General features: G+C 64.0%; 22 protein-coding genes, 1 tRNA gene, 1 pseudogene and 1 riboswitch. Of the genes and pseudogenes, 11 read left to right on the forward strand and 13 right to left on the reverse strand.

Annotation, left to right across the window (positions count from 1 at the left end):
- Positions 1-4 precede the first annotated feature (4 nt).
- Positions 5-868: an acyl-CoA thioesterase II gene (gene tesB, locus IVA91_RS23250; RefSeq protein WP_247279972.1), complete on the reverse strand. Its 864-nt coding sequence runs from the start codon at positions 866-868 to the stop codon at positions 5-7.
- A gap of 204 nt (positions 869-1,072) precedes the next feature.
- Between tesB and IVA91_RS23255 the strand changes: the two genes are divergently transcribed.
- A complete protein-coding gene (locus tag IVA91_RS23255; protein ID WP_247279973.1) occupies positions 1,073-2,293 on the forward strand; it encodes a ubiquinone biosynthesis hydroxylase in 1,221 nt (406 codons plus the stop codon).
- A 246-nt stretch (positions 2,294-2,539) separates the two neighbouring features.
- Here the strand turns inward: IVA91_RS23255 and IVA91_RS23260 are convergent, their stop codons facing one another.
- Together IVA91_RS23260 and IVA91_RS23265 are read right to left on the reverse strand one after the other, a co-directional pair.
- Positions 2,540-2,737, reverse strand: a complete 198-nt coding sequence (locus tag IVA91_RS23260) for a Trm112 family protein (RefSeq protein WP_007598651.1) — start codon at positions 2,735-2,737, stop codon at positions 2,540-2,542.
- A gap of 59 nt (positions 2,738-2,796) precedes the next feature.
- Positions 2,797-3,327: a TetR/AcrR family transcriptional regulator gene (locus tag IVA91_RS23265; RefSeq protein ID WP_247279974.1), complete on the reverse strand. Its 531-nt coding sequence runs from the start codon at positions 3,325-3,327 to the stop codon at positions 2,797-2,799.
- A gap of 109 nt (positions 3,328-3,436) precedes the next feature.
- On the opposite strand from IVA91_RS23265, the gene IVA91_RS23270 reads away from it, so the two are divergent.
- From IVA91_RS23270 to IVA91_RS23285, 4 genes are all read left to right on the forward strand, one after another.
- Positions 3,437-3,787, forward strand: coding sequence for a hypothetical protein (locus IVA91_RS23270; protein WP_247279975.1), 351 nt, complete (start codon positions 3,437-3,439; stop codon positions 3,785-3,787).
- A 207-nt stretch (positions 3,788-3,994) separates the two neighbouring features.
- A complete protein-coding gene (locus tag IVA91_RS23275; protein ID WP_247279976.1) occupies positions 3,995-4,273 on the forward strand; it encodes a PepSY domain-containing protein in 279 nt (92 codons plus the stop codon).
- Between the two features lie 63 nt (positions 4,274-4,336).
- On the forward strand, positions 4,337-4,930 hold the full coding sequence (locus IVA91_RS23280) for a cytochrome b/b6 domain-containing protein (protein ID WP_247279977.1): 594 nt from the start codon (positions 4,337-4,339) through the stop codon (positions 4,928-4,930).
- Positions 4,931-5,132: 202 nt separating this feature from the next.
- Entirely contained in the window at positions 5,133-7,640 is a 2,508-nt protein-coding gene (locus IVA91_RS23285) for an EAL domain-containing protein (protein ID WP_247279978.1), read from the forward strand.
- A 6-nt stretch (positions 7,641-7,646) separates the two neighbouring features.
- On the opposite strand, the gene IVA91_RS23290 is transcribed toward IVA91_RS23285, so the two are convergent.
- Both IVA91_RS23290 and trxA read right to left on the reverse strand, forming a co-directional pair.
- A complete protein-coding gene (locus tag IVA91_RS23290; protein ID WP_247279979.1) occupies positions 7,647-8,324 on the reverse strand; it encodes an LON peptidase substrate-binding domain-containing protein in 678 nt (225 codons plus the stop codon).
- Between the two features lie 32 nt (positions 8,325-8,356).
- Positions 8,357-9,280 (reverse strand): thioredoxin, encoded by a 924-nt coding sequence (trxA, locus tag IVA91_RS23295; protein WP_247279980.1) that lies wholly within the window; start codon positions 9,278-9,280, stop codon positions 8,357-8,359.
- Between the two features lie 272 nt (positions 9,281-9,552).
- Between trxA and IVA91_RS23300 the strand changes: the two genes are divergently transcribed.
- The 4 genes and pseudogenes from IVA91_RS23300 to IVA91_RS23315 all read left to right on the forward strand — a co-directional run bounded on the left by IVA91_RS23300 (position 9,553) and on the right by IVA91_RS23315 (position 12,673).
- A tRNA-Gly gene (locus IVA91_RS23300) sits at positions 9,553-9,627 on the forward strand.
- Positions 9,628-9,703: 76 nt separating this feature from the next.
- Positions 9,704-10,224, forward strand: a pseudogene (locus IVA91_RS23305) (hypothetical protein).
- Between the two features lie 379 nt (positions 10,225-10,603).
- Positions 10,604-11,878: a PQQ-dependent sugar dehydrogenase gene (locus tag IVA91_RS23310; protein WP_247279981.1), complete on the forward strand. Its 1,275-nt coding sequence runs from the start codon at positions 10,604-10,606 to the stop codon at positions 11,876-11,878.
- Positions 11,879-12,079: 201 nt separating this feature from the next.
- On the forward strand, positions 12,080-12,673 hold the full coding sequence (locus IVA91_RS23315) for a c-type cytochrome (RefSeq protein ID WP_247279982.1): 594 nt from the start codon (positions 12,080-12,082) through the stop codon (positions 12,671-12,673).
- 165 nt (positions 12,674-12,838) lie between these two features.
- Here the strand turns inward: IVA91_RS23315 and panE are convergent, their stop codons facing one another.
- The 4 genes from panE to IVA91_RS23335 all read right to left on the reverse strand — a co-directional run bounded on the left by panE (position 12,839) and on the right by IVA91_RS23335 (position 16,588).
- Positions 12,839-13,762: a 2-dehydropantoate 2-reductase gene (panE, locus tag IVA91_RS23320; RefSeq protein ID WP_247279983.1), complete on the reverse strand. Its 924-nt coding sequence runs from the start codon at positions 13,760-13,762 to the stop codon at positions 12,839-12,841.
- A gap of 110 nt (positions 13,763-13,872) precedes the next feature.
- The gene (locus IVA91_RS23325; protein ID WP_247279984.1) at positions 13,873-14,481 is read right to left on the reverse strand and encodes a 2-hydroxychromene-2-carboxylate isomerase; all 609 of its coding nucleotides are present in this window, start codon (positions 14,479-14,481) and stop codon (positions 13,873-13,875) included.
- Positions 14,482-14,574: 93 nt separating this feature from the next.
- Positions 14,575-15,924 (reverse strand): MATE family efflux transporter, encoded by a 1,350-nt coding sequence (locus IVA91_RS23330; protein WP_247279985.1) that lies wholly within the window; start codon positions 15,922-15,924, stop codon positions 14,575-14,577.
- Positions 15,925-16,006: 82 nt separating this feature from the next.
- Complete coding sequence (locus tag IVA91_RS23335) at positions 16,007-16,588, reverse strand: DUF2239 family protein (protein WP_247279986.1); 582 nt, start codon at positions 16,586-16,588, stop codon at positions 16,007-16,009.
- 158 nt (positions 16,589-16,746) lie between these two features.
- On the opposite strand from IVA91_RS23335, the gene IVA91_RS23340 reads away from it, so the two are divergent.
- The gene (locus tag IVA91_RS23340; protein WP_247279987.1) at positions 16,747-17,412 is read left to right on the forward strand and encodes a glutathione S-transferase; all 666 of its coding nucleotides are present in this window, start codon (positions 16,747-16,749) and stop codon (positions 17,410-17,412) included.
- A gap of 23 nt (positions 17,413-17,435) precedes the next feature.
- Here IVA91_RS23340 and ggt read toward each other — a convergent pair whose 3' ends face one another.
- Positions 17,436-19,187 (reverse strand): gamma-glutamyltransferase, encoded by a 1,752-nt coding sequence (gene ggt / locus IVA91_RS23345; protein ID WP_247279988.1) that lies wholly within the window; start codon positions 19,185-19,187, stop codon positions 17,436-17,438.
- 101 nt (positions 19,188-19,288) lie between these two features.
- Here ggt and IVA91_RS23350 point away from each other — a divergent pair, with 101 nt between their 5' ends.
- Positions 19,289-20,674 (forward strand): MFS transporter, encoded by a 1,386-nt coding sequence (locus IVA91_RS23350; protein WP_247279989.1) that lies wholly within the window; start codon positions 19,289-19,291, stop codon positions 20,672-20,674.
- A gap of 127 nt (positions 20,675-20,801) precedes the next feature.
- Here IVA91_RS23350 and purH read toward each other — a convergent pair whose 3' ends face one another.
- The 3 genes from purH to IVA91_RS23365 form a co-directional block, all read right to left on the reverse strand.
- A complete protein-coding gene (gene purH, locus IVA91_RS23355) occupies positions 20,802-22,394 on the reverse strand; it encodes a bifunctional phosphoribosylaminoimidazolecarboxamide formyltransferase/IMP cyclohydrolase (RefSeq protein WP_247279990.1) in 1,593 nt (530 codons plus the stop codon).
- Between the two features lie 24 nt (positions 22,395-22,418).
- Positions 22,419-22,500, reverse strand: a riboswitch (ZMP/ZTP riboswitch).
- Positions 22,501-22,559: 59 nt separating this feature from the next.
- Entirely contained in the window at positions 22,560-24,278 is a 1,719-nt protein-coding gene (locus tag IVA91_RS23360) for a heparinase II/III family protein (RefSeq protein ID WP_247280039.1), read from the reverse strand.
- 159 nt (positions 24,279-24,437) lie between these two features.
- Entirely contained in the window at positions 24,438-25,784 is a 1,347-nt protein-coding gene (locus IVA91_RS23365; protein ID WP_247279991.1) for a transcription antitermination factor NusB, read from the reverse strand.
- Between the last annotated feature and the right edge of the window lie 68 nt (positions 25,785-25,852).

Genomic DNA, 25,852 nt, shown 5'->3' on the forward strand with positions numbered 1-25,852 from the left:
GCTATCACGCCCTCCGCTCGCGCACCGAGCCTTCCTGCGCGACGGAGGCCACCAGCGTGCCGTCGGGCTTGAAGATCGAGCCGCGGGTCAGGCCGCGGCCGCCTTGTGCGCTCGGCGAATCCTGAGCGTAGAGCAGCCACTCGTCGGCGCGGAACGGGCGGTGAAACCACATCGCGTGGTCGAGACTCGCTGGCATCATGCGCTTGTCGAACAGCGTGCGGCCATAGCGCGCCATGATCGCATCCAGCAGCGAAAAGTCCGAGGCATAGGCGAGCGCACACATGTGCAGTGCCGGATCGTCGGGCAGTTTCGCAGCCGTCTTGATCCAGACGTGAATGCGGCCATCGTCGATCTTCTGGCCGAAATAACGGCCGAGCTCGACCGGGCGCAACTCGATCGGACGATCGGATTCATAATAGCGGCGGATGAACTCCGGCATCTCCTTGAACATCGGCTGCTTCGCCACCTCCTCCGCCGTGAGCTTTTCCGGCGGCGGGACGTCGGGCATCTTGTCCTGATGATCGAACGCACTCTCCTCCTCGGCGTGGAACGATACCATGATCGAGAAGATCGCGTTGCCGTGCTGGATCGCGGTGACGCGGCGCGTCGAGTAGCTCTTGCCATCGCGCAGGCGCTCGACCTGGTAGATGATCGGGATCTGCGGGTCGCCCGGCAGAATGAAATAGCAATGCAGCGAATGCGGCAGCCGGCCCTCGACGGTGCGGCAGGCCGCCACCATCGCCTGTCCGATCACTTGGCCGCCGAACACCCGCTGCCAGCTCGTTTTTGGGCTGTTGCCGCGGAACAGGTTCACCTCGAGCTGTTCGAGGTCGAGGATTGAAATGAGGTCGATCAGGCCTTTGGACATGCTGCTGCTTTCGAGTGCCTCGTCATTTCGGGCATCGCGACAGCGATGCCCCGGAATCCCGAGCCGATAACCTCCGGATTCCGGGTTCGCGCTCGCGCGCGCTCCGGCTGACGGAACGATTGCCGTTCCGCCCTTGTTTCACCGCACTGTTTCGCCCACCTCAAGTCTGCTAGCAAGTCCAGGAATTGGCCGGGAAAGTCGGGTATGTCGGTACAGGGGAGCATTGTCATTGGCGGCGGCGCGTTTGCAGGGCTGGCGCTGGCGCTGGCGCTGCGCCAGGGGCTCGGGCCCGAGATTCCCGTCATCGTCGCCGATCCCGCGCTCAGCATGCGTCCAAGCCGCGATCCGCGCGCAACTGCGATCGTGGCGGCTTGCCGCCGGCTGTTCGAGGCGATCGGCGCTTGGGACGATGTCAGGGGCGAGGCGCAGCCGATCCTCGACATGGTCGTCACCGATTCCAAGCTGGAGGACGCGACGCGTCCGGTGTTCCTGAATTTCGCCGGCGATGTCGCGCCGGGCGAGCCCTTCGCGCATATGGTCGAAAACCGTCGCCTGATCGATGCACTGGTGGTGCGTGCGGAGGCCGAGGGCATCGATCTGCGTGCCACCATTGTCGCCTCGTACGACGCGCGTTCCGAAGGCATCGACGTGACGCTCGGCGACGGCAGCGTGATCGCCGCAAGCCTGCTGGTCGCCGCGGATGGCGCCAGATCCAAGCTGCGCGAGCGCGCCGGCATCGCTACCCATGGCTGGGAATATGACCAGTCCGGCATCGTCGTCACCGTCGGGCACGAGCGCGATCACGAGGGCCGCGCCGAGGAGCATTTTCTGCCGGCCGGTCCGTTCGCGATTTTGCCCCTATCCGGCAAACGCTCCTCGCTGGTGTGGACCGAGCGCCGCAGCGAAGCCGCACGCATCATCGCGCTGAGCGAGGCGGAATTTCACGGCGAGCTCGAGCAGCGCTTCGGTCTGCATCTCGGCGAGGTCAAGGCACTCGACACGCCGCGTGCGTTCCCGCTGTCCTATTTCGTCGCGCGCTCCTTCATCGCCGAGCGTCTGGCGCTGGTCGGCGACGCCGCTCATGTCATCCATCCGATCGCGGGCCAAGGCCTCAACATGGGACTGAAGGATGTCGCCGCGCTGGCCGAGGTGGTGGTCGATGCCGCGCGTCTCGGCATGGATCTCGGCAGCGTCGATGTGCTCGAACGTTACCAGCGCTGGCGCCGCTTCGACACCATGGCGATGGGCGTCGCCACCAACTCGCTGAACTTCCTGTTCTCCAACCAATCGACGCTCCTGCGCTCGTTGCGCGATATCGGCCTCGGCCTCGTCGACCGCGCCCCGCCGCTTAAGAATCTCTTCATCCGACAGGCCGCCGGCTTGACCGGTGAAGTGCCGCGTTTGTTGAAGGGCGAAGCGTTGTAGGCGGAGGTTTCAAGAGCGCTCGCCCCACCCTCTCTTCATCGTCCGGACAAGCGCGCTCTGAGCGCGCGCAGATCCGGGACTATACGCCGCAGCAATGATTTGCGGGCTTGGAGTTACCAGCTTCGCGCCATAACTCCCTTTGTGGTTATGGATCCTGGCCCCCCGCACGCAATTGCGCGCTAGGCCGGGACGACATCAAGAATGTGGTGAAGCCATCGCGCTCCAGCCGGGATACGTGCCGTGACTTCAATCGATCTTGCGCGCCTCTTCCGGCAGCATGATCGGGATGCCGTCGCGGATCGGGTAAGCGAGCTTGGCGCTGCGCGAGATCAGCTCCTGCTTGGCAGAATCGAACTCCAGCGGGCCCTTGGTCAACGGGCAAACCAGAATCTCCAGCAGCTTCGGATCGACGCTGGCTTCGGGGCGTTCGGTGGGCGCGTTCATGATGGTCTCCGGCAGTCGGATTGCCTCTAGCACAGAAATTCGCATCCGCCCATCGCGGCCTAAGCGGACATCATCCGCAAGAGCTCGTCGAGCAGGGCCTGGAGCCGCGCCTGCGGCACGGGCGTGCCCGATAACGCGAAGCCGAGAAAGCTCCAGTACAGGATCTGCGAGCGCGCCTGCGCCATCGCCGGGTCGAGTCCCCGCTTCTTCAGCAGCGCCTCGATATAATCGAGCCTGCGGCGGTCGATCGCACGGACTGCGCCTTGCGCGGCCGCATCGAACGCCGCCCAGTTGCGCACGGCGCGCTCGAGGTCGAGCCGCGCGCTGAAAGATCTTCGCAACAGCGCCGTCAGCGGTTCGTCACTGCCAGCCTCGACATCGGCGATGATCTGCTCGGCCGCGATCTCGCGCCAGCGCTTCAGCAAGGCCGCGTGGAAGGCGCCGAGATCGGCAAAATGCCAATAAAAGCTGCCGCGCGACACGCCCATGGCCTTGGCGAGCGGATCGGCCTTCAGCGCCGTGAAGCCGCTTCTGGCGAGCGCCTTCAGCCCCTGTTTGATCCAGTCGTCGGCGGCGAGCTGTTCGGTCATGGCGAGTTCCCGATGATCAGGACCATACACGAGTGTATTGACAGGTCACCGTGCGCGGGTCCATACCATACACACCTGTATGGCCACTGGATAGATCGGAGTTTCCGTCATGCGCGATCTCCTGCTGCAATGCTCCGGCGCTGCCGCGATCGTGCTGGCGCTGATCCACGGCATGCTCGGCGAGACCAAGGTGTTCGCTCGTGCCACAATCGAGCCGCCGCGCCTTCGTACGCTGATCCGCTTGGTGTGGCAGGCCGGCACGGTGGCCTGGATCGGCGGCGGCGTGCTGCTGCTCGCGGCACCCTTGATGCAGTCGAACCTCGCCCGGCACTGGATCGTCGTCACACTCGCCGTCGTGTTCGGCTGCGCGGCACTCGCCAACGCCCTCGCGACGCGCGGCCGCCACTTTGGCTGGGTCGGCATGGGCACTGTGGTGGCGCTTGCGGTTGCCGGCTACTAGCGGCGCTCGCGTTTGGCCCGTGAGGCGTAAGGCCGCAGCCGCACTTCAAATGCGCGTTGCATGCGGAGAGCGCTGATCTTTTGGCGACCATTAGAACAAATCTAAGATTGGTCACCCCAAACCGGATTGACTTCACCTTCGCCTTTGCTTCCTTCGGCTGCGCTTCGCGCTGAGCACACAGCGCACACGACAGAGGAGGAGACGTTCGTGAAGGTCATTCGAGTTGTTGCCATTGCACTGACGATCGGGATTGGTACGGGATCGGCGGTCATGGCCGACGGTTTCAAGGACTGCACCAAGCTCGACAAGGCGTCATGGAAGCCGGCCAGCGAGGCCGAAGCCAAGGCGAAGGCGCTGGGCTACGAGGTGCGGCGCTCCAAGATCGAAGGCTCGTGCTACGAGGTGTACGGCGTCAAGGAAGGCAAGCTCTACGAGCTGTTCTACAGCCCCGAAGATCTCAGCCTGAAGCATACGATTGCCAAATGACTTGCGCGAAGTAGTCTGCGCCAAGTGACTCGCGCCAAATGACTTGCGCAAAGTGAAGCGGAATTGATGGCAGAAGCGATGCCACAAGCGCGCGGGGTGTCCAACGGGACCCCCGCGGATCGAACTGCTTCGCGGGCGGTCGCGGTCTGGGACCTCCCGCTGCGGCTCTGGCACTGGCTTCTCGCGACCTCGGTTCTGATCGCGTGGTTCACGCCGACCGTCTATGACGGCCTGCACCGCATCGTGGGCTATACGGTCATCGGCCTACTTGGCTTCCGACTGGTCTGGGGCTTCATAGGAGGCCGTTATTCGCGCTTCCGGATGGTCGGGGTCAGACTTCGCGCGGCGCCCGGCTATCTCTGGAACCTGCGCCGCGGCATCACCGGCCGCTATATCGGACTCAATCCTGCCGGCACCTTGATGCTGGTGGCGCTGCTGGCTTCGCTCGCGGTGTCGACGATCACGGGCGCGATGTCGGTGACCGTCACTTTTTTCGGCGTCTGGTGGGTCGAGGATACCCACCATTATTCATCGGACGCCGTCATCATCCTGGTCGTGCTGCACGTGCTCGGCGTGGTGCTGATGGGGACGCTCCAGCGCGAGAACCTGATCCGCGCGATGTTCACCGGACGCAAGCGCATCCGCAATCGCCTCTAGGGCTTGTTGCCGATCCTTGCAGGTCTCCTTCGCTCTCCTTGGGCGCGATGGCGGTGTGACGCATGCGCAATGCTCGGCAAAATCGAATTGCGCAGGAAGCATTAACGTCACGGTAAGCATGCAATCAGGCGTTGCACAAAATTAACGCGAACGACGTTTAGCCCGTTCACCATCGACACTATTGACGATGGAGCGATATTGGATGTTCCGCGTTTTTTCCTGCCTTACCGTCGAGCATGATTGGCGGTTGGTCCTGCTGGCTGGCCTGGTCTGTTTCGTCGCGAGTATCGTTGCGATCAGTATCTTCCATCGCGCGATCGCTGCGCGCGCGAGATCACGGTTGATCTGGATCGCCATTGCTGGCGCTGCGATCGGATACGGAATCTGGGCAACCCATTTCGTTGCGATGCTCGCCTATGAGCCTGGCGTCCCGACCGGTTATGGAATCGTGCTGACGACGCTCTCACTGGCTACGGCAATGCTGCTGACGTCGGGGGGCTTCAGTGTTGCGCTCGGCGATTCCGGCCGGTGGCGCGCAGCGGCCGGCGGCGTCATCATCGGCGGCGGCATTGCCAGCATGCACTATCTCGGCATGTGGGCCCTTGAAGTGCCGGGTCGCGTCGCCTGGTCGCCGGACCTCGTGCTCGTCTCGATCACTCTCGGCATGTGCCTCGGCTATGCGGCCTTGGCTGTGGCGATCAGGTACCAGAACTACCGCGGCACGCTCGCGGCGGCGGTCCTGCTGACCCTTGCCATCGTATCGCATCACTTCACGGCCATGGGTGCCGTGCAAATCACGCCGGACCCAATGCGTGCGACAGGTGTCCTATCGCTTTCTCCGGCCGTGCTCGCGCTGGCTATCGCCGGTGTAGCACTCTCCGTGCTGGGCATGAGCCTGATCGGCGTGGTGGCCGATCGTCGCCTGGCAAGCAGAACCGTGAAGTTCGAAGGGATCATCAGCCAGCTTTCGGACGCACGGCAGCAGCTCGAAGACTCGCAGCAGGAGCTACAGGAACAGAAGCTGAGGCTGGACACGGCCATCAACCACATGGTCGAAGGCCTTTGCATGTTCGATGCCGAGAAGAGGCTGGTCATCTGCAACGAGCGTTACGCCAATCTGTATCGGCTGCCGCCGGAATTGCTGCGCGCGGGAACCTCGCACCGCGACATCATCAGGCATCGCATCATCAGCGGTACACTCAAAAGCGACGCAAGCGACATTGCCGCCGAGCAACTGATCTCGAAGCTCGATGCTTTGCCAGTCAATGCGGTCTCGAGCCGAATCGACGAATTCGCTGATGGCCGGTTGATTTGCGTGACGAGACAGCCGATGGCTGGTGGCGGATGGGTGGCAACGCATCTCGATGTCACGGAGCAACGCCGGTCCGAAGCCAAGATTACCTATATGGCGCAGCACGACGCGCTGACGGAGTTGCCAAATCGCGTGCTGCTGAGAGCGCGTTTGGAGCAGGCCTTCGCCGAGACGCGCAATGGAGCTCGCCATCTGGCGGTCCTCATGATCGATCTCGACCGCTTCAAGGAGGTCAATGACACGCTCGGACATCCGGCGGGCGACTCGCTGCTGCGTGCGGCCGCGACGCGTTTGCGGGAGTGCAGCCGGGAAACCACCTTGATTGCCCGACTGGGTGGCGATGAGTTCGCCGTCGTGGACTATGTTACAAATCCCGTCGTGGATGCGGCCTCGTTCGCCGAGACGATCAAGGCTGCGCTCTGCGAACCCTTTGACCTTGGCGATCATCAAGTCACCGTGGGCGCCAGCATTGGGATCGCCATCGGGCCCCGCGACGGGGCTGATTCCGACGTCATCCTCAAGAGCGCAGACCTTGCTCTGTACGCGGCAAAGAGTGGCGGACGCGGCGCATTCCGCTTCTTCGAACCGGAGCTGGACCAGCTCATGCATGTCCGCCGCAACCTGGAAAAGGACATGCGCAGAGCGCTTGCGCGGGGCGAATTCGAGCTCCACTACCAGCCATTTGTGAGTGTGGAGACCGGCCAAACCTGCGGCTATGAGGCGTTATTGCGGTGGCACCATCCGGAGCGCGGTCTGGTCTCGCCTGCCGAATTCATTCCGCTTGCGGAGGAAACCGGCTTGATCCTGCCCCTGGGCGAATGGGTCTTGAGAGCTGCCTGCACTGAGGCAGCCAAGTGGCCTTCCGATCTGATGATCGCAATCAATCTCTCTCCCGCTCAGTTCAGGAGCAAGGAGCTCGTCTCCATCATTGTCGGCGCCCTGGCGACCTCGGAGATTGCGCCGCACCGGCTCGAGCTCGAGGTCACCGAAACCGTCATCATGCACGACAGCGACGCGGTGTTCGCAGCGCTTGGGCAGCTGCGCGAGCTCGGCGTGCGAATTGCCCTCGACGATTTCGGCACGGGCTATTCATCGCTGAGCTTTCTGCAGAAATTTCCATTCGACAAGATCAAGATCGACCGCAGCTTCGTCAGCGAGCTGTCCAGCAAAAGCGAAGAGGCGCATCGGATCGCCCGTGCCGTCGTGGCGTTCGCGGTCAGCCTCGGCAAGACGACGACCGCTGAAGGCGTCGAAGCCGCCGAGCAACTGGACATCCTGCGCGAACAAGGCTGTGTCGAGGCGCAGGGCTACTATTTCAGCCCGCCAATGCAGGCCTCGAGGATCCCGGAGGTGGCCCAGCGGAAGGCCGAAGCCGAAGCGGCTGTCCGTGCCGCGTAGGTGTTCTCACTGCAGCGGCGGATCGCCGCTGGTGCGCTTCTTGGCGAGATCCATTTCGGTGACCGCGATCAGGATCTCGGCGCGGGTCTTTAAGTCAGGCGCCTCCAGCATGGCCTGCTTTTCCGCGGGTCCGTAGGGCGACATCATCGCCAGCGCGTTGACCAGCGCCTCGTTGGGCGCGCTCTCGACGCCCTCCCAGTCGACCTTGAGGTTGTTAGCCTTCAGGAAGTCCGCCAGCACCGCCAGCAGGGCTTCGCGATCGACCTGGTCCTCGCCCATACGCGCGGTGAAATCGTCGACGAAGGCGAAGAAATCCACCTTGCATTGCCGGTAGGCGGTCAGCACGTCGAGCTCCTCGACCACCTTGAAGCGCGAGACGCCGGTGAGCTCGAGGATGTAGCGGCCATCACCGGATTCAGCGAGCTGGGTGATGCGGCCGACGCAGCCGACGCGGAACAGCGCCGGCTTGTCGGAATTCTTCGGCGAGTGCGCCACATCAGGCTGGATCATGCCGATCAGGCGATGGCCGTCGCGGAAGGAATCGTCGACCATCGCGAGATAGCGCGGCTCGAAGATGTTGAGCGGCATCTGGCCCCGCGGCAGCAGCAGCGCACCCGGCAGCGGAAATACCGGAATGACCTCCGGAAGGTCGGCGGGCCCGCGATATTCGATGTTGATCGGCATCTGCCCGGTCCCCCTGGCGTTGCCAGCACGCCCTACGAAAACAGGATCGTCGACAAACGCTTGCGTCCCTCGACGGTTGCATCATCCGTGCCGCCCCAGGCCTCGAAGAACTGCACCAGCTGCTTGCGGGCGCCGTCGTCGTTCCATTTGCGGTCGCGCTTGATGATCTCGAGCAACTGCTCGGTGGCGGCCGGGCGATTGCCTTGCGCGTTGAGCGCGGTGGCGAGATCGAATCGGGCCTGATGATCGAGCGGGTTTGCGGCGACTTTCTGTTCCAACTCGGCCACCGGTCCCAGCGCTTCCGCCTGCTCGGCGAGGTCGATCGTGGTCTGCACGGCTTTCACGGCGGGATCGTTGCGCTTGGATTCCGGCACCATGGCCAGCGTCTGCTTGGCCTGTTCCATCGCGCCGGAGACGGCGTAGCACTTTGCAAGGCCCGCAAGCGCCGCGATGTTGGTCGAATCATGCTGGAGCGCCTCGGCATAGATCTGCGCGGCCGCAGCCGTGTCGCCCTCGGCGAGCACGGCCTCGGCCTCCTGCACGATCTCGGCGACGTTGACCTCGCCCGGCGCGGTGACGCCCTTGGTCAGCCGCTCGATGAAGGCATTGAGCTGGCTCTCGGGCACCGCACCCATGAAGCCGTCGGCTGGCTGGCCGTTGACAAAGGCGATCACCGCCGGAATCGACTGGATGCCCATCTGCCCCGGAATCGCCGGGTGCTGGTCGATGTTCATCTTGACCAGCTTGACCTTGCCCTTGGCCGCCTTGACCGCCTTTTCCAGGATCGGGGTGAGCTGCTTGCAGGGGCCACACCACTCCGCCCAGAAATCGATCAGCACCGGCTGGCGCTTCGATTCCTCGATGACGTCCTTCACGAAAGTCTGGGTGGTGGTGTCCTTGATCAGATCGGCGGCAGCCGGGCCCGCCGCTCCGTTACCCTGGTCGATGATCGTCACGGGATCCCCTCGTCATGTCTGGAATGGCGGCTCTTTAACACGCCGCCGATGCATATGCTTGGTGTCGGCTCCTAAATTGGGCCGAATGGGCCGAATTTCAATCCAGGTGCCTTGATTCGCCGGTTCCGGGGCGCTTTCGGGCGATTTGGTCGCATTCAGCGTCCATATGGGGCCTCCGACTGCGAATCTATGCCGCCTGTAGCTGTTGCATTCCCCTTCCGCTTTTGGCATACGACAGCCGTTGCCGGCGCGTCACGCGACCGACACAGGATGCGGGTGTAGCTCAGTGGTAGAGCACGACCTTGCCAAGGTCGGGGTCGAGGGTTCGAGCCCCTTCGCCCGCTCCAATTTTTCCCAGAGCATCCAGCCGAACCGGGCCGGGCCGTGGTTTTCCACGCCGCCGGCGACTGCATTGGGTCTCACATGACGATTCTGGTCACCGGCAGCGCGGGCCACCTTGGGGAGGCCATTCTCCGGACGCTGCGGGGGCGCGGATTGCCTGCGCGCGGGGTCGATCTGAAGCCATCTTCCTTCACCGACGCGGTCGGATCGATCGCCGACCCAGGCTTCGTGCGGCGCCAGATGGCGGGCGTCACCGCGGTGATTCACACTGCGACGCTGCACAAGCGGCCACGAGCCCGTTCGAGCAACGCCATCTCGCGGCGCTCGCGCGCGATGCTGCCGGTGTCGTGCGCGAGCTCTATCCGGATTGCGTGCAGCTCTATGCGGCGCGCGGCTGGCGCCTCTTCCCCGCGATCGATCGCGTTTATGTCAACGAACGCGCGCGGCGCGAGCTGGGCTGGCGGCCTGAATTCGACTTCGCGCATGTGCTGCGCAGCCTGCATGATGGCCGCGATTTCCGCAGCGCGCTGGCACGCGAGATCGGGTCGAAAGGCTATCATGAGGCGGAGTTCGACGATGGGCTCTACCCCGTCGACCCGTAAGCGCGCTTACCGCAATTTTGCTCGATGCTTCAACTGTCTGTCCGGTGTCGCCGAGCGCAGGCTGGCCTGAGCCGATCTACTGTGCATGGGGTTGTTTTCGCATTTTTTGGATGTCCGCCCCTCGCGCCGCCTGAAAATGGTCACGCGCGATATCGATTCCGCGTTGCAGCGAGAGCGTTGGCATCGCGCCGTTCGCCCCTCATTGACATTCCGTCTCAATTTTTCCGGAGTGCAACCGCAGTGCATGCGATGCCCTTCTCAGCGCTCGCAGATGTGCTAGCTTTTTGCGTCTGCCTCCCGGCAGACTCCAAACTTCGCCTCTCGACTAGCAAAATAAAATAAATTGCAGCCCTGACGGCTGCCTTTGGGGAGTGACGCGATGACATCGATGTTCCATCGATCCGTGTTGGCGCTTGCAGCCGTTGCCCTTCTCGCAGGGTCTAGCGCTGGCAATGCGCAACAGCAGGACAAGAACCGGGCGCTGAAGAAATACGAATCCGGTACCAAGGAGTTCTGGACCCATCCGCCGGATGACTGGTTCCTCGGCGACGAGACCGAGGCGCAGAAGGGCCTTGCGCCGCCATCGGGTCCGCCGACCGGCGCTTCCGACACCGAGCTCGCTAACATCGTCAAGAAGATCAAGCTGCCGCCGGGCTTCAAGATCGAGGTCTATGCTTCCGGCGTGCTGGCCGCGCGGCAGATGGCCTGGGGCGACAAGGGCACGCTGTTCGTCGGCTCGTTCGGCCTCGGCAACGTCTATGCCATCAAGGACAACAACGGAAAGAAGGAGGTCAAGACCGTCCTCAAGGGCCTGAACATGCCCACCGGTCTTGCCTTCAAGGACGGCGCGCTCTACGTCATCGCCGTCGACAAGCTGATCCGCTATGACGACGCCGAAGCCAAGCTCGACAATCTCGGCGAGGGCAAGGTCGTCTATGACGACATGCCGTCCTATGCCGCGCATGGCTGGAAATATATCGCGGTCGACAAGGATGGCTGGTTCTTCCTGCCGTTCGGGCCGCCCTTCAATGTCGGCATCCCGCCGACCAGCGTCTCGCAGATCCGGCGCGTCGATCCCAAGACCGGCAATGCCGAGATCTGGGCGCTCGGCGTCCGCAACTCGGTCGGCGGGGACGTCGATCCGCGAACCGGCAAATACTGGTTCACCGAGAACGCGCGCGACTGGATCAGCGATGATCTGCCCTCAGACAAGCTGAACATGATCAACAGGATCGGTGAGCATTTCGGTTATCCCTATTGCCACCAGGGTAATTTGCCTGATGACAAGTTCGCGATGGGTCATAAATGCTCCGAGTTCACGCCGCCGGTGCTGAATCTCGGCGCGCATGTCGCTCCGCTCGGCATGAAATTCTATACCGGCGACCAATTCCCCGCCGAGTACAAGAACAATATCCTGATCGCCGAGCACGGCTCCTGGAATAGGCACAAGTACCAGGGCGCACGCATCGTGCGCGTGATCGTCGGGCCTGACGGCAAGAATCCCAAGCAGGAAATCTTCGCCTCCGGCTGGCTCGAGGGCGATCAGGGCTATCTCGGCCGTCCCAACGACATCCTTCTTGCCAAGGACGGCTCGATCCTTGTGGCCGACGACTGGGCCGGCGCGATCTATCGCATCAGCTACAGCAAGAAATAGCGCGCGGACGATAAGAGGCTGCGGTGGTCGCGAGGTGCCGCAGCCTCGTTTGCTTTCAACTTCGATGCCGTTCCCGATTGCGCGCCACTTGCGCGCAAGTCCGGAAACCATATCCACGAACGGGGGCTATGGATTCCGGCTCCCGCCAAGCGGCGCGCCCCGCCCCCCAATGACGAACTCGACAGATCGGAAGTGCTAATCATGCGCCGCCAGTTTTTTCCGTATGTCATCGGCGCGCTTTCGCTCGCAGTGCTTGCATTCGTCTCGGCCCAGGCCGCCGATAATGCCGCGATCAAGGAGAAGACGGCTGCCTGCGCCGGCTGCCACGGCGAGAACGGCATTTCGCAGACCGAGAACGTCCCCTCGCTCGCCGGCCAACCCGATCAATTCCTGCAATGGCAGCTGGTGTTCTTCCGCGCCGGCTCGCGCAAGAACGATCAGATGCAGCCGATCGTCGAAGAGATCACCAACGAAGACATTCGCAATTTCGGCGCCTATTTTTCGCAGCTGGCGCCGCCGAAGGCACCGGAAGACGAGGACCCGGACTTGTCGAAGAAAGGCGCCCAGGTCGCAGCCGGCCGCCGCTGCGCCTCATGCCATACGGACACCTATGCCGGCACCAAGGCCGTGGCGCGGCTCGCGGGCCAACGCGAGGAATATCTCGTGAAGGCGCTGCACGACTACAAGTCCGGGCAGCGCGTCGGCGGCGGCGTCGCCGCGATGGCCGATGTCGCCTATCACATGAGCGAGGAAGAGATTACAGCAGTCGCGCACTACCTGGCGCATTTGCAGTAGCGCAAGGCTGTTGCCCCAAACTCCACCGTCGTCCCGACGACGGGACCGATAACCACAGGATGTGGTTTGGCGAAGACAGGTCGTTTTTCGAGCATCGCGCGGTACTGATAGCGTCGCTTCCGATAGGTCACGCAGTATGGGTCTCGGCCTTCGCCGGGGCGGCCGCTACCTCGCCCTCTGCTTCTCATACGCCTTCAGATGCGTATATGCGATGCGCAGCTTCGGCACGGGAACCTTCGCCGCATCTCCGCGTGCGATGAGATCGCCGATAACGTGATCGGCTTCGACCGGCAGGCCGGCCTTGATGTCGCGGAACATGGATGCCGTCATCGGCGAGTCCTCGGTGGTCAGATTGCCCTTCACGCGCTCGAAGAACGGTCCGGCCGGCGGATAGCCCGACGCAGCGGCAATCGCGCTGGTCTCGTCCAGCATGCCAAGCAGAAAATCCCTGCCGCCGGGGGCAGCGAGAATATTGCCGACGGAGCTGCGCATCAGGCTGGTGGACGCTGCGAGCGTGGAGAGGAACACCCACTTCTCCCACATGTCCTGCAGGATGTTCTGGCTGGCGGTGGCGCCATTGATACCGCTCCTGAAGGCCTCGTCGATCGCCTTGACGCGGTCCGACAGCTTGCCGTCGCGCTCGCCGTAATTGATCGATTGCATCGGCTGGAGCTGCACCACCTCCCGCTGCTCGTTGAGGGTCGCGGCGATGGCGCAGAGGCCGCCGAGCACGCGCTCCTTACCGAACTTGTCGTCGAGGACGTCGAGATGCTTCATGCCGTTGAGCATGGGGATGATCGCGGTGTTCGACCCGACGGCGGCCGCGAACGACTTGATGGCGTCGTCGAGGTCGAACGCCTTGCAGCTCAGCAGCACGACGTCGAATTTTTCCGCGAGCTTGTCCGCTTGCACTGTCGGCGGGGCCTTCAGCGTCACATCGCCATTCGGACTCTTGATGACGAGGCCGGCGCTCGCGAGCTCGCCGGCGCGGCGCGGCCGCACCAGGAAGGTGACGTCGCGGCCGGCCTGCAACAGCCTGCCACCAAAATAGCCGCCGATGGCGCCGGCGCCGACCACGAGGATACGCATGGGATACTCCATTGTTGCTCTTGGTGGCTACTTATAATCGTCATTGCGAGCGAAGCGAAGCAATCCAGAATGTTGCCGCGATCACATTCTGTCGCTGGAGAATGAAGGTACTACGTCCCCAGCACCATCTCCTCGACCTCACGCAGCTGCTCCTTACCGAAGAACATCTCATTGCCGACGAAGAAGGTCGGCGAGCCGAACGCGCCGCGCGCCACCGCTTCCTCGGTATTCTTGATCAGTCTGCCTTTCACCTCGGGTTCCTGCGCGCGGGCGAATAACTTTTGCGCATCGAGGCCGGATGACGCCAGCGCCTTCGTCGCGACCTCAGGGTCGTCCATCTTCTTCGGCTCGCGCCACATGTGGTGGAAGGCGGCTTCGACATAGGTCTCGAACACGCCCTCGAGCTGCGCTGCGATCGCCGCGCGCATCAAATTCAACGTGTTGACGGGGAAGAACGGATTCATGATGTAGGGCTGGACTTTGAAGCGCTTGATGAAGCGCTCGGTCTCGACCGCCTGAAACTCGCGCTTGTTCTTGATGCCGGCGAGCGTCTCGGCCGGCGACTTGTTGTTGGTCGCCTTGAAGATGCCGCCGAGCAGGATCGGCACATATTCGAACTTGACGCCGATGCGTTGCTCGATTGCCGGGATCGCCAGATGGCTGAGATAGGCGTTCGGGCTGCCGAAATCGAACAGGAATTGCGGGGCTGTGCGGGTCAATTCGATCTCCCTGGCGGCGCTTTTCATCCATTGTGGCGCAGGCCGCGCGACAGGTCCATCGTTTAATGACGGTCATAATGCCTTGATGTCCCGTCAGAGCAGACGCCGGATCGTCTGCTTGCGCCACACCAGGAGGTAACAGCCCATCTGCAAAACGAACATGGCGCAGAACACGATCGGATAGGCGGCCCATACGCCCTCGAGGCCGATCGTGCGGCTTAGGATCATTGCAGCCGGCAGCTCGATCGCGACGATCGCGAAGATCGAGAGCAGCATCGGCGTCAAGGCGATGCCGGCGGCGCGCAGGGCGCCCGAAAACACCGTGGCGAGGCCAAACGGAACCGAGCTCCACAGGGCGATGTAGAGGAGAGTCTTCGCCAGATCGAGCACGGCGCCGTCGGTGATGAAGATGCCGAGCACGGCGCGCGGTACCAGATAGATCAGCGCCACCAGCCCGCCGGTCAGAACGACATTGAACGCGAGGCCGGTGCGCACGATGCCCTCGAGCCGCACCCTGTCGCCGCCGCCGATCGCTTGCGCACCGAGGATCGAGACCGCGATCGAAATCGACATTGCCGTGAACTGCGTGTAACCCATCACCTGATTGACGGCGCCGTACGCGGCCGTGGCGTTTGAGCCGAAGCCGTTGACGAGCCCAAGCAGCACCAGCTCGGCAATCGCCATCACCACCATGCCAATTGCGCTCGGCAGTCCGATGCCGAGGATTTTTCCGAGCACGGCGCCGTTGAGCCGCAGATGACGCAGCAGTGCAGCGTCCGGTGCCAGTGCATGCTTTCTCCGGAGCAGATGGACGGCGAGCACGATCAGCGTCAGCGCGTTGGCAATTGCGGCTGCCCATGCCGGACTGGTGATGCCCGCTGCCGGCAAGCCGAACGCGCCGCGGATCAGCAGCGGCGTCAGGGCGAGGCCGATCGCGGTCGATAGCGCCAGCGCGAGGAGCGGCGTCAACGTATCACCGACGCCGCGGATCATCGCTGTCATCAGTAGGAAGATGAAGCCGAGCGGCATCGTCAGCAGCATGATGCGGGCATAGGCGCTGGCCTGGTCGAGGATGTCAGCGGGCGTTGCGAGCATGACCATCAGTGGCCGGCTGAAGATCCCGCCAGCGAGTGCAACCGTTGCCGAGAGCGAGAGGCCGATCGCGAGCGTCGTGCCGACGACGAGCTTGATCCTGCCGTGCTCCCCCGCGCCAAAGGCTTGGCCGATCAAGACGGTGGCGCCGGTGCTCAGGCCGATGACGAAGGCGAACAGGAAGAACATCACCGGGAAGAATGCCGAGACTGCGGCGAGCGCGTCGATGCCGATCATCTGGCCGAGATAGACGTTGCTGACGGTGCCAAACAGCGATTGCAGCGCGTTGCTTGCCATCAGAGGTGCGAGGAAGCGAAGAAACGTCGTCCAGAGAGGCGCGGATGCGGACATGAATTTGCCTTTCATCGAGGCGTGCGAAGCCGTTGCCGCGCGATGCGCGGCTCGGCCGTTGATAGGGTGAATGCTGCGCGGTTTAAGCCCGGTCGCTGTAGGCGAGCTTGACGATGTGGTCGCGGATGTCAGTCGGCCAGTCGGCGATCAGCCCGGTGAAGCGCCGTCGTTCATCCGCGAACAGCGCGCGCGAGGCTTCCTCGAACTGCGGCAGATTGCCCGCCATGGTCGACATGAAGTGATAGGCCGCATCGCGCGCCTGCCGCTCGCGGTCCTTGTCGCCGCTGGCGCGTCTGGCCTCGTCGACGAGCTTGCGCAGCGCGACCGAGGCGCCGCCGGGTTGCGCGTTGAGCCACTCCCAGTGGCGCGGCAGTAACGTCACCTCGCGCGCGACCACACCAAGCTTCGGCCGGCCGCGGCCGCGCGGCTCGCTCAGTGGTTCGGTGATTTCGGTCGGCGGCGGCATGATCTCGGCCAGCCGCGCCAGCACCTCGTGATCCTCGCCGCGCAGGTCGAAATCGATCGACCGGCCAGTCCCATCGTCGAAAATGATGATCGGCTGGTCCGGATTCGATCCGGCCCGCTTGACTGCGAGGGCGACATCGCCGGCCGCTCCCGAGGCCAGCCGGCGCTGGCCCATGAAGGCTGTGAAGGTGGCTTGCATTGGAATCATTGCCAGATTGACTGTGTTGGCGATTTAATACCCGGGTAAATTTAAGGCGTCAATATACCCGGGTGAAAATAGGCGCACCGATGGCTCGACATTGTGTTCCCGGGCTGGCACCAACGGCGCGACGACCAAGCCAAGCTGGGGACCACGCGATGCTGACCGTTCACCACCTCAACAATTCCCGCTCGCAGCGCGTGCTGTGGCTGCTCGAGGAATTGGGCGTGCCCTACGAGATCGTGCGCTATCAGCGCCAGCCGGACATGCGCGCGCCGAAGGAGCTGCGCGCCATCCATCCGCTTGGCAAATCGCCGGTCATTACAGACAACGGCAACACCATCGCCGAGTCGGGCGCGATCATCGAGTATCTCATCGCTACCTATGGCAACGGCCAACTGATCCCGCCGCCGAACACGCCGGAACGGCTGCGCTTCACCTATTGGCTGCATTATGCGGAAGGGTCGGCGATGCAGCCGCTGCTGCTCAAGCTGCTGTTCACGCTGATGCCGAAGCGCGCGCCGGCGTTGCTGCGCCCCTTGGTGCGCAAGGTTTCGAATCAGGCGCTCACCGCGCTGGTCAATCCGCAGCTCAAGCAGCACATGGACTTTTGGGAAAGCGAGCTCGGCAAGAGCGAGTGGTTCGCCGGCAACGAGTTCACCGCAGCCGACATCCAGATGAGCTTTCCGCTGGAAGCAGCGCAAGCGCGCGGCGGGCTGGAGCAGGGCCATCCCAAGGCGATGGCGTTCCTGGAGCGCATCCACGCGCGGCCGGCGTATAACCGCGCGCTCGAAAAGGGCGGGCCTTATCAGGTCGGGCGCTAAATCATCTCGGCGCAGTGACAGGGTTACTGTCCCGCAGCTTCCGCCCCACGCGTGCGCGGATCGGGCGCGCCGAGCGGCCCATTCGGCGTCACCAGAATCGAATTGGCCGATGTCTGTCCCATCGGCTCCACGACGAAGTGGCCTATCGCCTTCAGCTCCAGCAGAACATCGGCAGGAAAGCCGCTCTCGACGCGCACCTCGTCCGGCAGCCATTGGTGATGCAGCCGCGGTACGGAGACGGCGGCAGCCACATCCATCTTGTAGTCGAGGACGTTCACGATCACCTGGAGCACGGTCGAGATGATGCGGCTGCCACCAGGCGAGCCCGTCACCAGCACCGGCTTGCCGTCTTTGAGCACGATGGTCGGTGACATCGACGACAGCGGGCGTTTTCCAGGCCCTGGCAGATTGGCCTCGAAGCCGACGAGGCCGTAGGCATTCGAGGCGCCGACCGCCGCGGTGAAGTCGTCGAGCTCGTTATTGAGCAGCACGCCGCTGCCGTCGGCAACGAGGCCGACGCCATAGCTGAAGTTCAATGTGTAGGTGTTGCTGACGGCATTGCCGCGGCCGTCGACGACGGAGAAATGCGTGGTGTTGCTGCCCTCGCGCGGCGAGATAGCAGCAGAAACGAGCTCTTTCGAAGGCGTGGCGCGCTCGGCGGAGATGCCCGCGCGCAGCTTGGCAGCGTAGTCCTTCGCGGTCAGCGTCTCGATCGGTGCGTTGACGAAGGCGGGATCGCCGAGATAGCGCGCGCGGTCCGCATAGGCGCGCTTCATAGCTTCGATCAGGAGATGCAGCGATGCCGGCGATCCCTGCTTCAGATCGGCGAGCTGGAAGCCTTCGAGAATGTTGAGCGTTTCCACCAGCACCACGCCGCCGGACGAGGGCAGCGGCATCGATACGATGTCGTAGCCGCGATAGGTGCCGCGCACCGGCGCGCGGATCACCGCCTGATAGGACTTCAGATCGGCAGGCGTCATGATGCCGCCGGCGTCAGCCACGGCCTTGGCGAGTTTCTCGGCAACTGGCCCCTCATAGAAGCCGCGTGGCCCCTGTGCGGCCACGGCCGATAGCGTTTCGGCGAGATCGCCCTGCGCCAGCCTGTCGCCTTCGCCAAGTGGCGTGCCGTCGGGGCGCGAGAAGATCTTGGCCGAGGAAGGCCAGCGCGCCAGCCGCCGGTGCCAGGCCGGCAGCGTATCGGCCATGTCGTCGCTGACGGCAAAGCCATCGCGAGCGAGCGCGATCGCCGGCTCGAGCAATTGCGCCAGCGTGAACTGACCGGAGCCATATTTCTCCAATGCGAGCGCGAGACCTGCAACGGTGCCGGGCACGCCGACGCCAAGCGCGGAATCCCGTGACCTCGTCGGGTCAGGCTTGCCATCGGGCCCCAGGAAAACTTGCGGCGTGGTCGCAGCTGGCGCGGTCTCGCGATAGTCGATAGTGATGTCTTCGTTGCGATCGGCGGAATGGATCACCATGAAGCCGCCGCCGCCGATATTTCCTGCGCGCGGATAGGTCACGGCCATCGCAAAGCCGGTGGCGACCGCGGCATCGACGGCATTGCCGCCACGGCGCAGGATGTCGGCGCCGACCTGCGCAGATATCTTCTCCTGCGCCACCACCATGCCGTGTTCGGCAGCAACGGCGCGCACCATATCGCGCGCGGGCGGGACATAGCCCCGCCGCGCGTCCTGGGCCGTCACAGCGACAAGACCGAACGCCAGCGTGGCTATGACGGCGAAAAATGTCCGCCGTGTCGAATATGACAACATCATCAAAATTCCCGTCGCGCCTTCCGGCCAGTTCACACGCGTCACGGCAATGCTATACGGTTTGCCCCGAGACAGGCAAAACTGTTCGTGATGGGGACTGCGTGATGACAACGATCGCCCAGGATGTGCGCATGGCCGGCGTGCCGCGGACCTATCCGCGGCGCGCCGCCGTCGTCAGCTGGATCTTCTTCGATTGGGCCGCGCAGCCTTATTTCACACTGATTACGACCTTCGTGTTCGCGCCCTATTTCGCGACCGGCATCGCGCCAAATCCCGCCATCGGTCAATCGCTGTGGGGCTTTGCGATGGCGGCCGCGGGCCTTGCGATCGCATTGCTGTCGCCGGTGCTCGGAGCCATCGCGGATGCTTCGGGCCGCAGGAAACCATGGATCGCAGGTTTCGGCGCGGTGCTGGTGTTGGCGTCCTGCACGCTGTGGATCGGCAAGCCCGGCGATGACGCCATCATTCCGCCGCTGCTCACCGCCGTCGCGCTCGCCAGCGTCGGCGCGGAATTCGCTACCCTCTTCAACAACGCGATGATGCCGACTCTGGTGCCGCCGGAGCGGATCGGGCGGCTGTCCGGCACCGGCTGGGCGACAGGATACATTGGCGGCATTGTCAGCCTGATCATCGTGCTCGGCCTGCTCGCCGCCAATCCCGAGACCGGCCGCACGCTGCTCGGCTTGATGCCGCTATTCGGGCTCGACCCCATCACGCATCAGGGCGACCGTGCTGCCGGGCCGTTGACCGGGCTGTGGTTCATCATCTTCGTGATGCCGATGTTCCTGTTCACGCCGGATTATCCGGCAAAGCGCCCGGTGCGCGAGGCACTGCGCGAAGGACTGTCTGAGCTGAAGCAATCGATCAAAGGTCTGCCGAAGCAGAAGTCGCTCGCGGCGTTCCTGCTCGCCAACATGATCTACACCGACGGTCTGGTGTCGCTGTTCGCCTTCGGCGGCATTTATGCCGCCGGCACCTTCGGCTGGCACACGATCCAGATCGGCACGTTCGGCATCATGCTCGCGATCGCGGGTGCCCTCGGTGCGTGGCTTGGCGGCAAGCTCGACGATCGTCTCGGGCCGAAGCGCGTGATCGCCGGCAGCCTGCTGATTCTCCTGCTGTCGGTGGCGGCGATCCTGCTGGTCGACAAGGACAGTGTGTTGTTCGTCAAGGTCGCGCCGCCGCAGCCGGGTGCGGCCCTGTTCTCGAGCGCGGCGGAGCGTGCCTATCTGGTGCTGGGGTGCCTGATCGGCGCCGCCGGCGGCCCGTTGCAAGCCGCTTCGCGCACGCTGCTGATCCGTCTGGCGCCGAAGGACCGCATCGCACAGTATTTCGGCCTGTTCGCATTGACCGGGAAGGTGACGTCTTTCATCGGTCCGCTGTTGATCGGCATGATCACCGCTGCGACGGCGAGCCAGAAAGCCGGCATGGCCGTGCTGGTGGTGTTCTTCGTCGCGGGATTGGGGCTGTTGATGCGGGTGCGGGATTAGCCGCACCACGCAATTCCATCTCCGCCGTCATTGCGAGGAGCGAAGCGACGAAGCAACCCAGACTCTCTCCGCGCAGACTGGATTGCTTCGCTTCGCTCGCAATGACGACGTGGTTACCGCCAATCAATCAATGCCTGAAGTGCCGCGTCCCCGTGAAGACCATCGCGATGCCGTGCTCGTCGGCGGCCTTGATCACCTCGTCGTCGCGCATCGAGCCGCCGGGTTGCACCACGGCGGTGGCGCCGGCTTCGATGCAGGCGAGCATGCCGTCAGCAAACGGGAAGAACGCATCCGACGCCACCACCGAGCCCTTGGTGAGCGGCTCGGCAAGCTTCAGCTCACTCGCCGCGTCCTGGGCCTTGCGCGCTGCGATCCGCGCTGAATCCACCCGGCTCATCTGGCCCGCGCCGATGCCGACGGTGGCGAGGTCCTTGGCATAGATGATGGTGTTGGATTTCACGTGTTTTGCCACACGGAATGCGAATTTCAGATCGCGCATCTCGGCATCATCAGGCGCACGCTTGGTCACGACGTTGAACGTCATGTCGTCGACCACGGCATTGTCTCGGCTCTGCACCAGCAGGCCGCCCGCCACCGTCTTGGCGGTCAGGCCCGGCGCGCGTGGATCGGGTAGGCTGCCGGCCAGCAGCAGGCGCAGATTCTTGCGTGCGCCGATGATGGAGATCGCCTCCTCGCTGGCATCGGGCGCGATGATCACCTCAGTGAAGATCTTCGTGATCTCGCGCGCGGTGTCGGCGTCGAGCGGACGGTTCATCGCGATGATGCCGCCGAAGGCGGAGGTGGAATCGCACGCGAGCGCCTTGCGATAGGCGTCGACGAGGTTCAAGCCCTCCGCGACGCCGCAGGGATTGGCGTGCTTGACGATGACGCAGGCCGCGGTACGTTTGGCATCGAACTCGCCGATGCATTCATAGGCCGCATCGGTGTCGTTGATATTATTGTAGGAGAGTTCCTTGCCCTGGAGCTGCCGCGCGGTCGAGACGCCCGGGCGCTTGTCGGGGGTTGCGTAGAACGCAGCGGTCTGGTGCGGGTTCTCACCATAGCGCAGCGACTGGATCAGCCTGCCGCCGAAGGCGCGGAAGTCCGGCGCGTCGATTTCGAGCTGCCGGTTGAACCAGTTCGAGATCGCGGCGTCATAGGCGGCGGTGCGGGCATAGGCCTTTGCCGCAAGACGCCGACGCAGCTTCAGCGTGGTTGCGCCGTTGTTGGCGGCGAGCTCGTCGAGCACGGCCTTGTAGTCCTCTGCCTCGACCAGGACGGCGACGTCGTCATGGTTCTTCGCGGCGGCGCGGATCATGGCGGGGCCGCCGATGTCGATGTTCTCGATGCAATCCTCGAAACCGGCGCCTTTGTCGACGGTCGCTTCAAACGGATAGAGGTTGACGACGAGGAGGTCGATCGGGGCGATGCCGTGGGTCTTCATCGCGTCGGCATGGTCCTTGTTGTCGCGGATCGCGAGCAGGCCGCCATGCACCTTCGGATGCAGCGTCTTGACGCGACCGTCCATCATCTCGGGGAAGCCGGTCAGCTCGGAGACGTCCTTCACCTTGAGGCCGGCTGCGGCGATCGCCTTGGCGGTGCCGCCGGTCGAGACCAGTTCGACATCGTGCGCGGCAAGCGCCTTTGCGAACTCGATCAGGCCTGTCTTGTCGGAAACGGAGAGCAGGGCGCGGGTGACGCGACGGAGATGGTCAGTCATGAGCAAGATCCTCTGTTCAGGGAGTGTCTATGCCCAGGCGCGCGGCGGATATGTATCGCGCTTCCCGATGGTGCTCCATCCAAGGTCGCCAGTCGCGCGAACGAGCGCTCGATAGCAGCTTTCGGCGTCGCTCTCAACGGCTAGATAGCGCCGGATCGCGCCTGTTTACAAGGGAAGTTCCGGCTCGCGACGGGCATTGCGGCGCGCATTGGTCACCGCTGGCGAGGCGGTGGAACGCACAAAACTCCAGCGGATCGAGGGAGCCTGCCGCGCATCCTGTCGGATCACGATCTGCGCGGTGCGGCGCGGCCCGTCATTGCCGGCCAGGAACACACTGTCTTCGAGATCGACCTTGTCGTCGAGCGCCTCAAACGTCCAGACGTCGCGGTTCGGCAACACCAGCATGACGCCGCGCGCATCCGACAACCGGCTCGCCTTCACTGCCGGATGCAGATGGAAGCGCAGCGCGAAATCGGCATCAGCGCCCTTGAAGCGTCCGCCTTGCGGCGGCGACAGCGTGTCCTCGCCGTCGATGCGCGCACCGTCATTGGCGATCATCAGCACGCGGCGATGAATCGCGCCGAATTTAGCGAGATAGCCGTCATGAGAAGTTGTAAGCAGCGTGCCGTTCTGGACTATTTCGCGATAGCTCTCGACCTCGACCGGGCCGCTGGTGACGGGCGCACCGTGCAGGAGGCGCTTCATCGCCGACATCTCGACGAACTGGCAGGATGAGGTGTCGTGATAGGCCAGCGTCGAATGCGCTGCGGTGCCCCGTGCGAACGGCCGCCAATTGTCGCGGCCCGTGGTCGGCATTCCGCAATTGGTGACGATGCGGCTGATGCCGGAGGACAGTTCGAACGACAGGCAGCCAGCATGGGCGTCGTGGCTGACGCCCGCCGGTGGCGGCGGTCCGGTATCGATGATCAGCGTGGTTTGGCCGGCGTCGAGCCGCTGGAACCCTGTATGCGGCATGTTCGCCATCGGTGCGCCGTGGGTATCGTCATAGGCGAGCAGCGTCGCGAGCAGGTCGGACGGGGTCGCACTCATGCCGTTGAACAGCGCGAAATTGCCGTCCCCATGGCGAAAGAAGCGCAGCATCGGCATCATGCGATCGATCGCGTTGAGCAGCGCCGGGGGCGGCGCGATGTTGCGGGCCGCGAAGGTCTGTCGAAGCGGCAACAGGTCGATCAGGAGATCGATCAGGGCGCCCGGGTTACGAGAGATGTGTCCGCCGTCGGGCAGGATCTGCCGCTGCAATTCGTCAGAGAGCTTTTTCGAGGCGCTGCGAATGTGGCGCGCCTGGTTGGCGAGGCATAGCGCCGCGTAGCACAGCGCGATCAGCACCTGGAGCTTCGGCACGCCGTCGGGAATGTCGAGCATGGCGTAGCGCAGCAGGCGGATCTCGCGCGCGAGGGCGCGCAAGTAACGGCGGTAAAACTTGTTGTCGGTGTCGTTGAGCACCAAGGGTGCCTGTGACAGCAGCGAGATCACGCGACGCGCCAGCACGTCGGGGCGCCGCGCGACCGGACGGCGCTTGTTGGCGGGGTTCGAGATCCAGTCCTCGACCAGTGCGCGCGCATTCGCTCGCGTCAGCGCGGTGTCGGCGGCGCGTAAGTGCCGCAGCCAACCGAAGCCGAGCAGCGCGACCTCCCAATCCTCCGAGGGCGGTTCGAGATCGAAGATCGAGCGGCCGTGGCAATTGACGATCTTGCCGGCGAAGACGAAGCGGCCGGCATAGATCTCGGCGGCGCGGGTCGCATCCGCGGTGCGGAGGTCATGCGGGGCAATGATCAGCCGGTCGGTGCGGCTGGGCCAGACCCGCGACACCGCCACAGGTCCGCCGCTCGCGCGCGCGAGCATGTTCCGCGCGAAGCGGTTCATCACCAGCGTCGAGATACGTCTGCGTTGAGCGACCGACACGCCTTGCCTTGAAGGGGAGAGAAGGATTCCGACGAATCCTTATTAATCCCAAAATCGCACGGCTGACACCACCTTGAAAGGGTACGAATTAGCGTCGGGGGTGCAAAATCCAGTGCAAAATCAGGATTTAACGAGCCGAGCCGCGTAGAATCCGTCGAGCCCGCCGAGCTTGGGATCGGCGTTTGGAAGATGACTGGGCAGGGTGCGCAGATCGCCTTCCGCGCTGAGGATTTCGTCGAGACCTGCGACCTCGGACGCCTCGATCGGAGCGCGGCGAAGCGCGGGCTCTGCGGCCAGCAGCGCAGCGATGGCCTGCTCACCCTCTTCGGGTTCCAGCGAACAGGTGCAGTAGACCAACGTCCCCCCGGATTTGAGCAGCGACAGCGATTTGCGCAGCAGCCGCTGCTGGAGCGCGGTCAGGGCGGCGATGTCAGATTGCTGCCGGAGCCATGCCACGTCGGGATGACGGCGGATCGTGCCGGTCGAGGTGCAGGGCGCATCGATCAAAATACCGTCGAAGGCTTCGGCAGGGCCGGCCCATTCCACGGCGTCAGCGACGACGGTCTCGGCCTGGAGCGACAATCGCCGCAGGTTTTCGCGCAGCCGCGCTACCCGGGCGGGCGAGCGGTCGATGGCCGTGACATGCGCGCCGGCATGTGCCAGCTGCGCGGTCTTGCCGCCCGGGGCGGCGCAGAGATCGGCGATGGACTTGCCGTTGATGTCACCGAACAGTCGAGCGGGTAGCGCGGCCGCGGCGTCCTGCACCCACCATTGTCCCTCGGCAAAGCCCGGCAGCATGGTCACCGCGCCATGCAGCAGCATCCGCACGGTGCCGGTCGGCAGCGTCTCGCCATGCAGGCGGCTTGCCCATTGTGCGGCATCCGACTTCACCGTCAAATCGAGCGACGGCTCGTGGCCGAGCGCGAGCGCCATGTCTCTTGCGGTCGCATCGCCATAATGCGCGCTCCAGCGCGCGAGCAGCCATGGCGGCAGGTCCAGGGATTGCGTGGCAACCTCCTCGACCAGGGCCTTGCCTTCGCGCGCGCAGCGGCGCAGCACGGCATTGACGAGCCCGGCATAACGCGCGGCGCGCCGGTCGGATTGCACGAGGCGAACGGAGAGATCGACGGCGGCGTGGTCGGGCACGTCCATCCAGAGGATCTGCGCCGCGCCGATCAGGAGCGCGCTCTGCGCACGCGGCGCGTCGGAGGGAATGCCCTTGTCGAGCAGGCGGGACAGCACGTGGCCAAGCGTGCCGAGCCGGCGCAGCACGGTGGCGACCAGGCGGCGCATCAGCGCGCGGTCACGGTCGGCCAGCGACTTCAGTCCGGGATGAGCGCCGCTTCCGTCGAGTTGGTCGTCGAGCGTGCGGTGCTTGTGCAGCACGCCGTCGACGATGTCGGCGGCAATCCGCCGTGCCGCAAGACCTGGCACTTCGGACGGAGGGGCGAAACGTTGAGATGGCATGCGGAAGCAAGGTTCTGAGCGAGCGGCAGTTCCGCCGCGATGGGCGCATGCCTTAACCGGCTCATTTG

This window comes from Bradyrhizobium sp. 153, assembly GCF_023073835.1.
Lineage (GTDB): Bacteria > Pseudomonadota > Alphaproteobacteria > Rhizobiales > Xanthobacteraceae > Bradyrhizobium.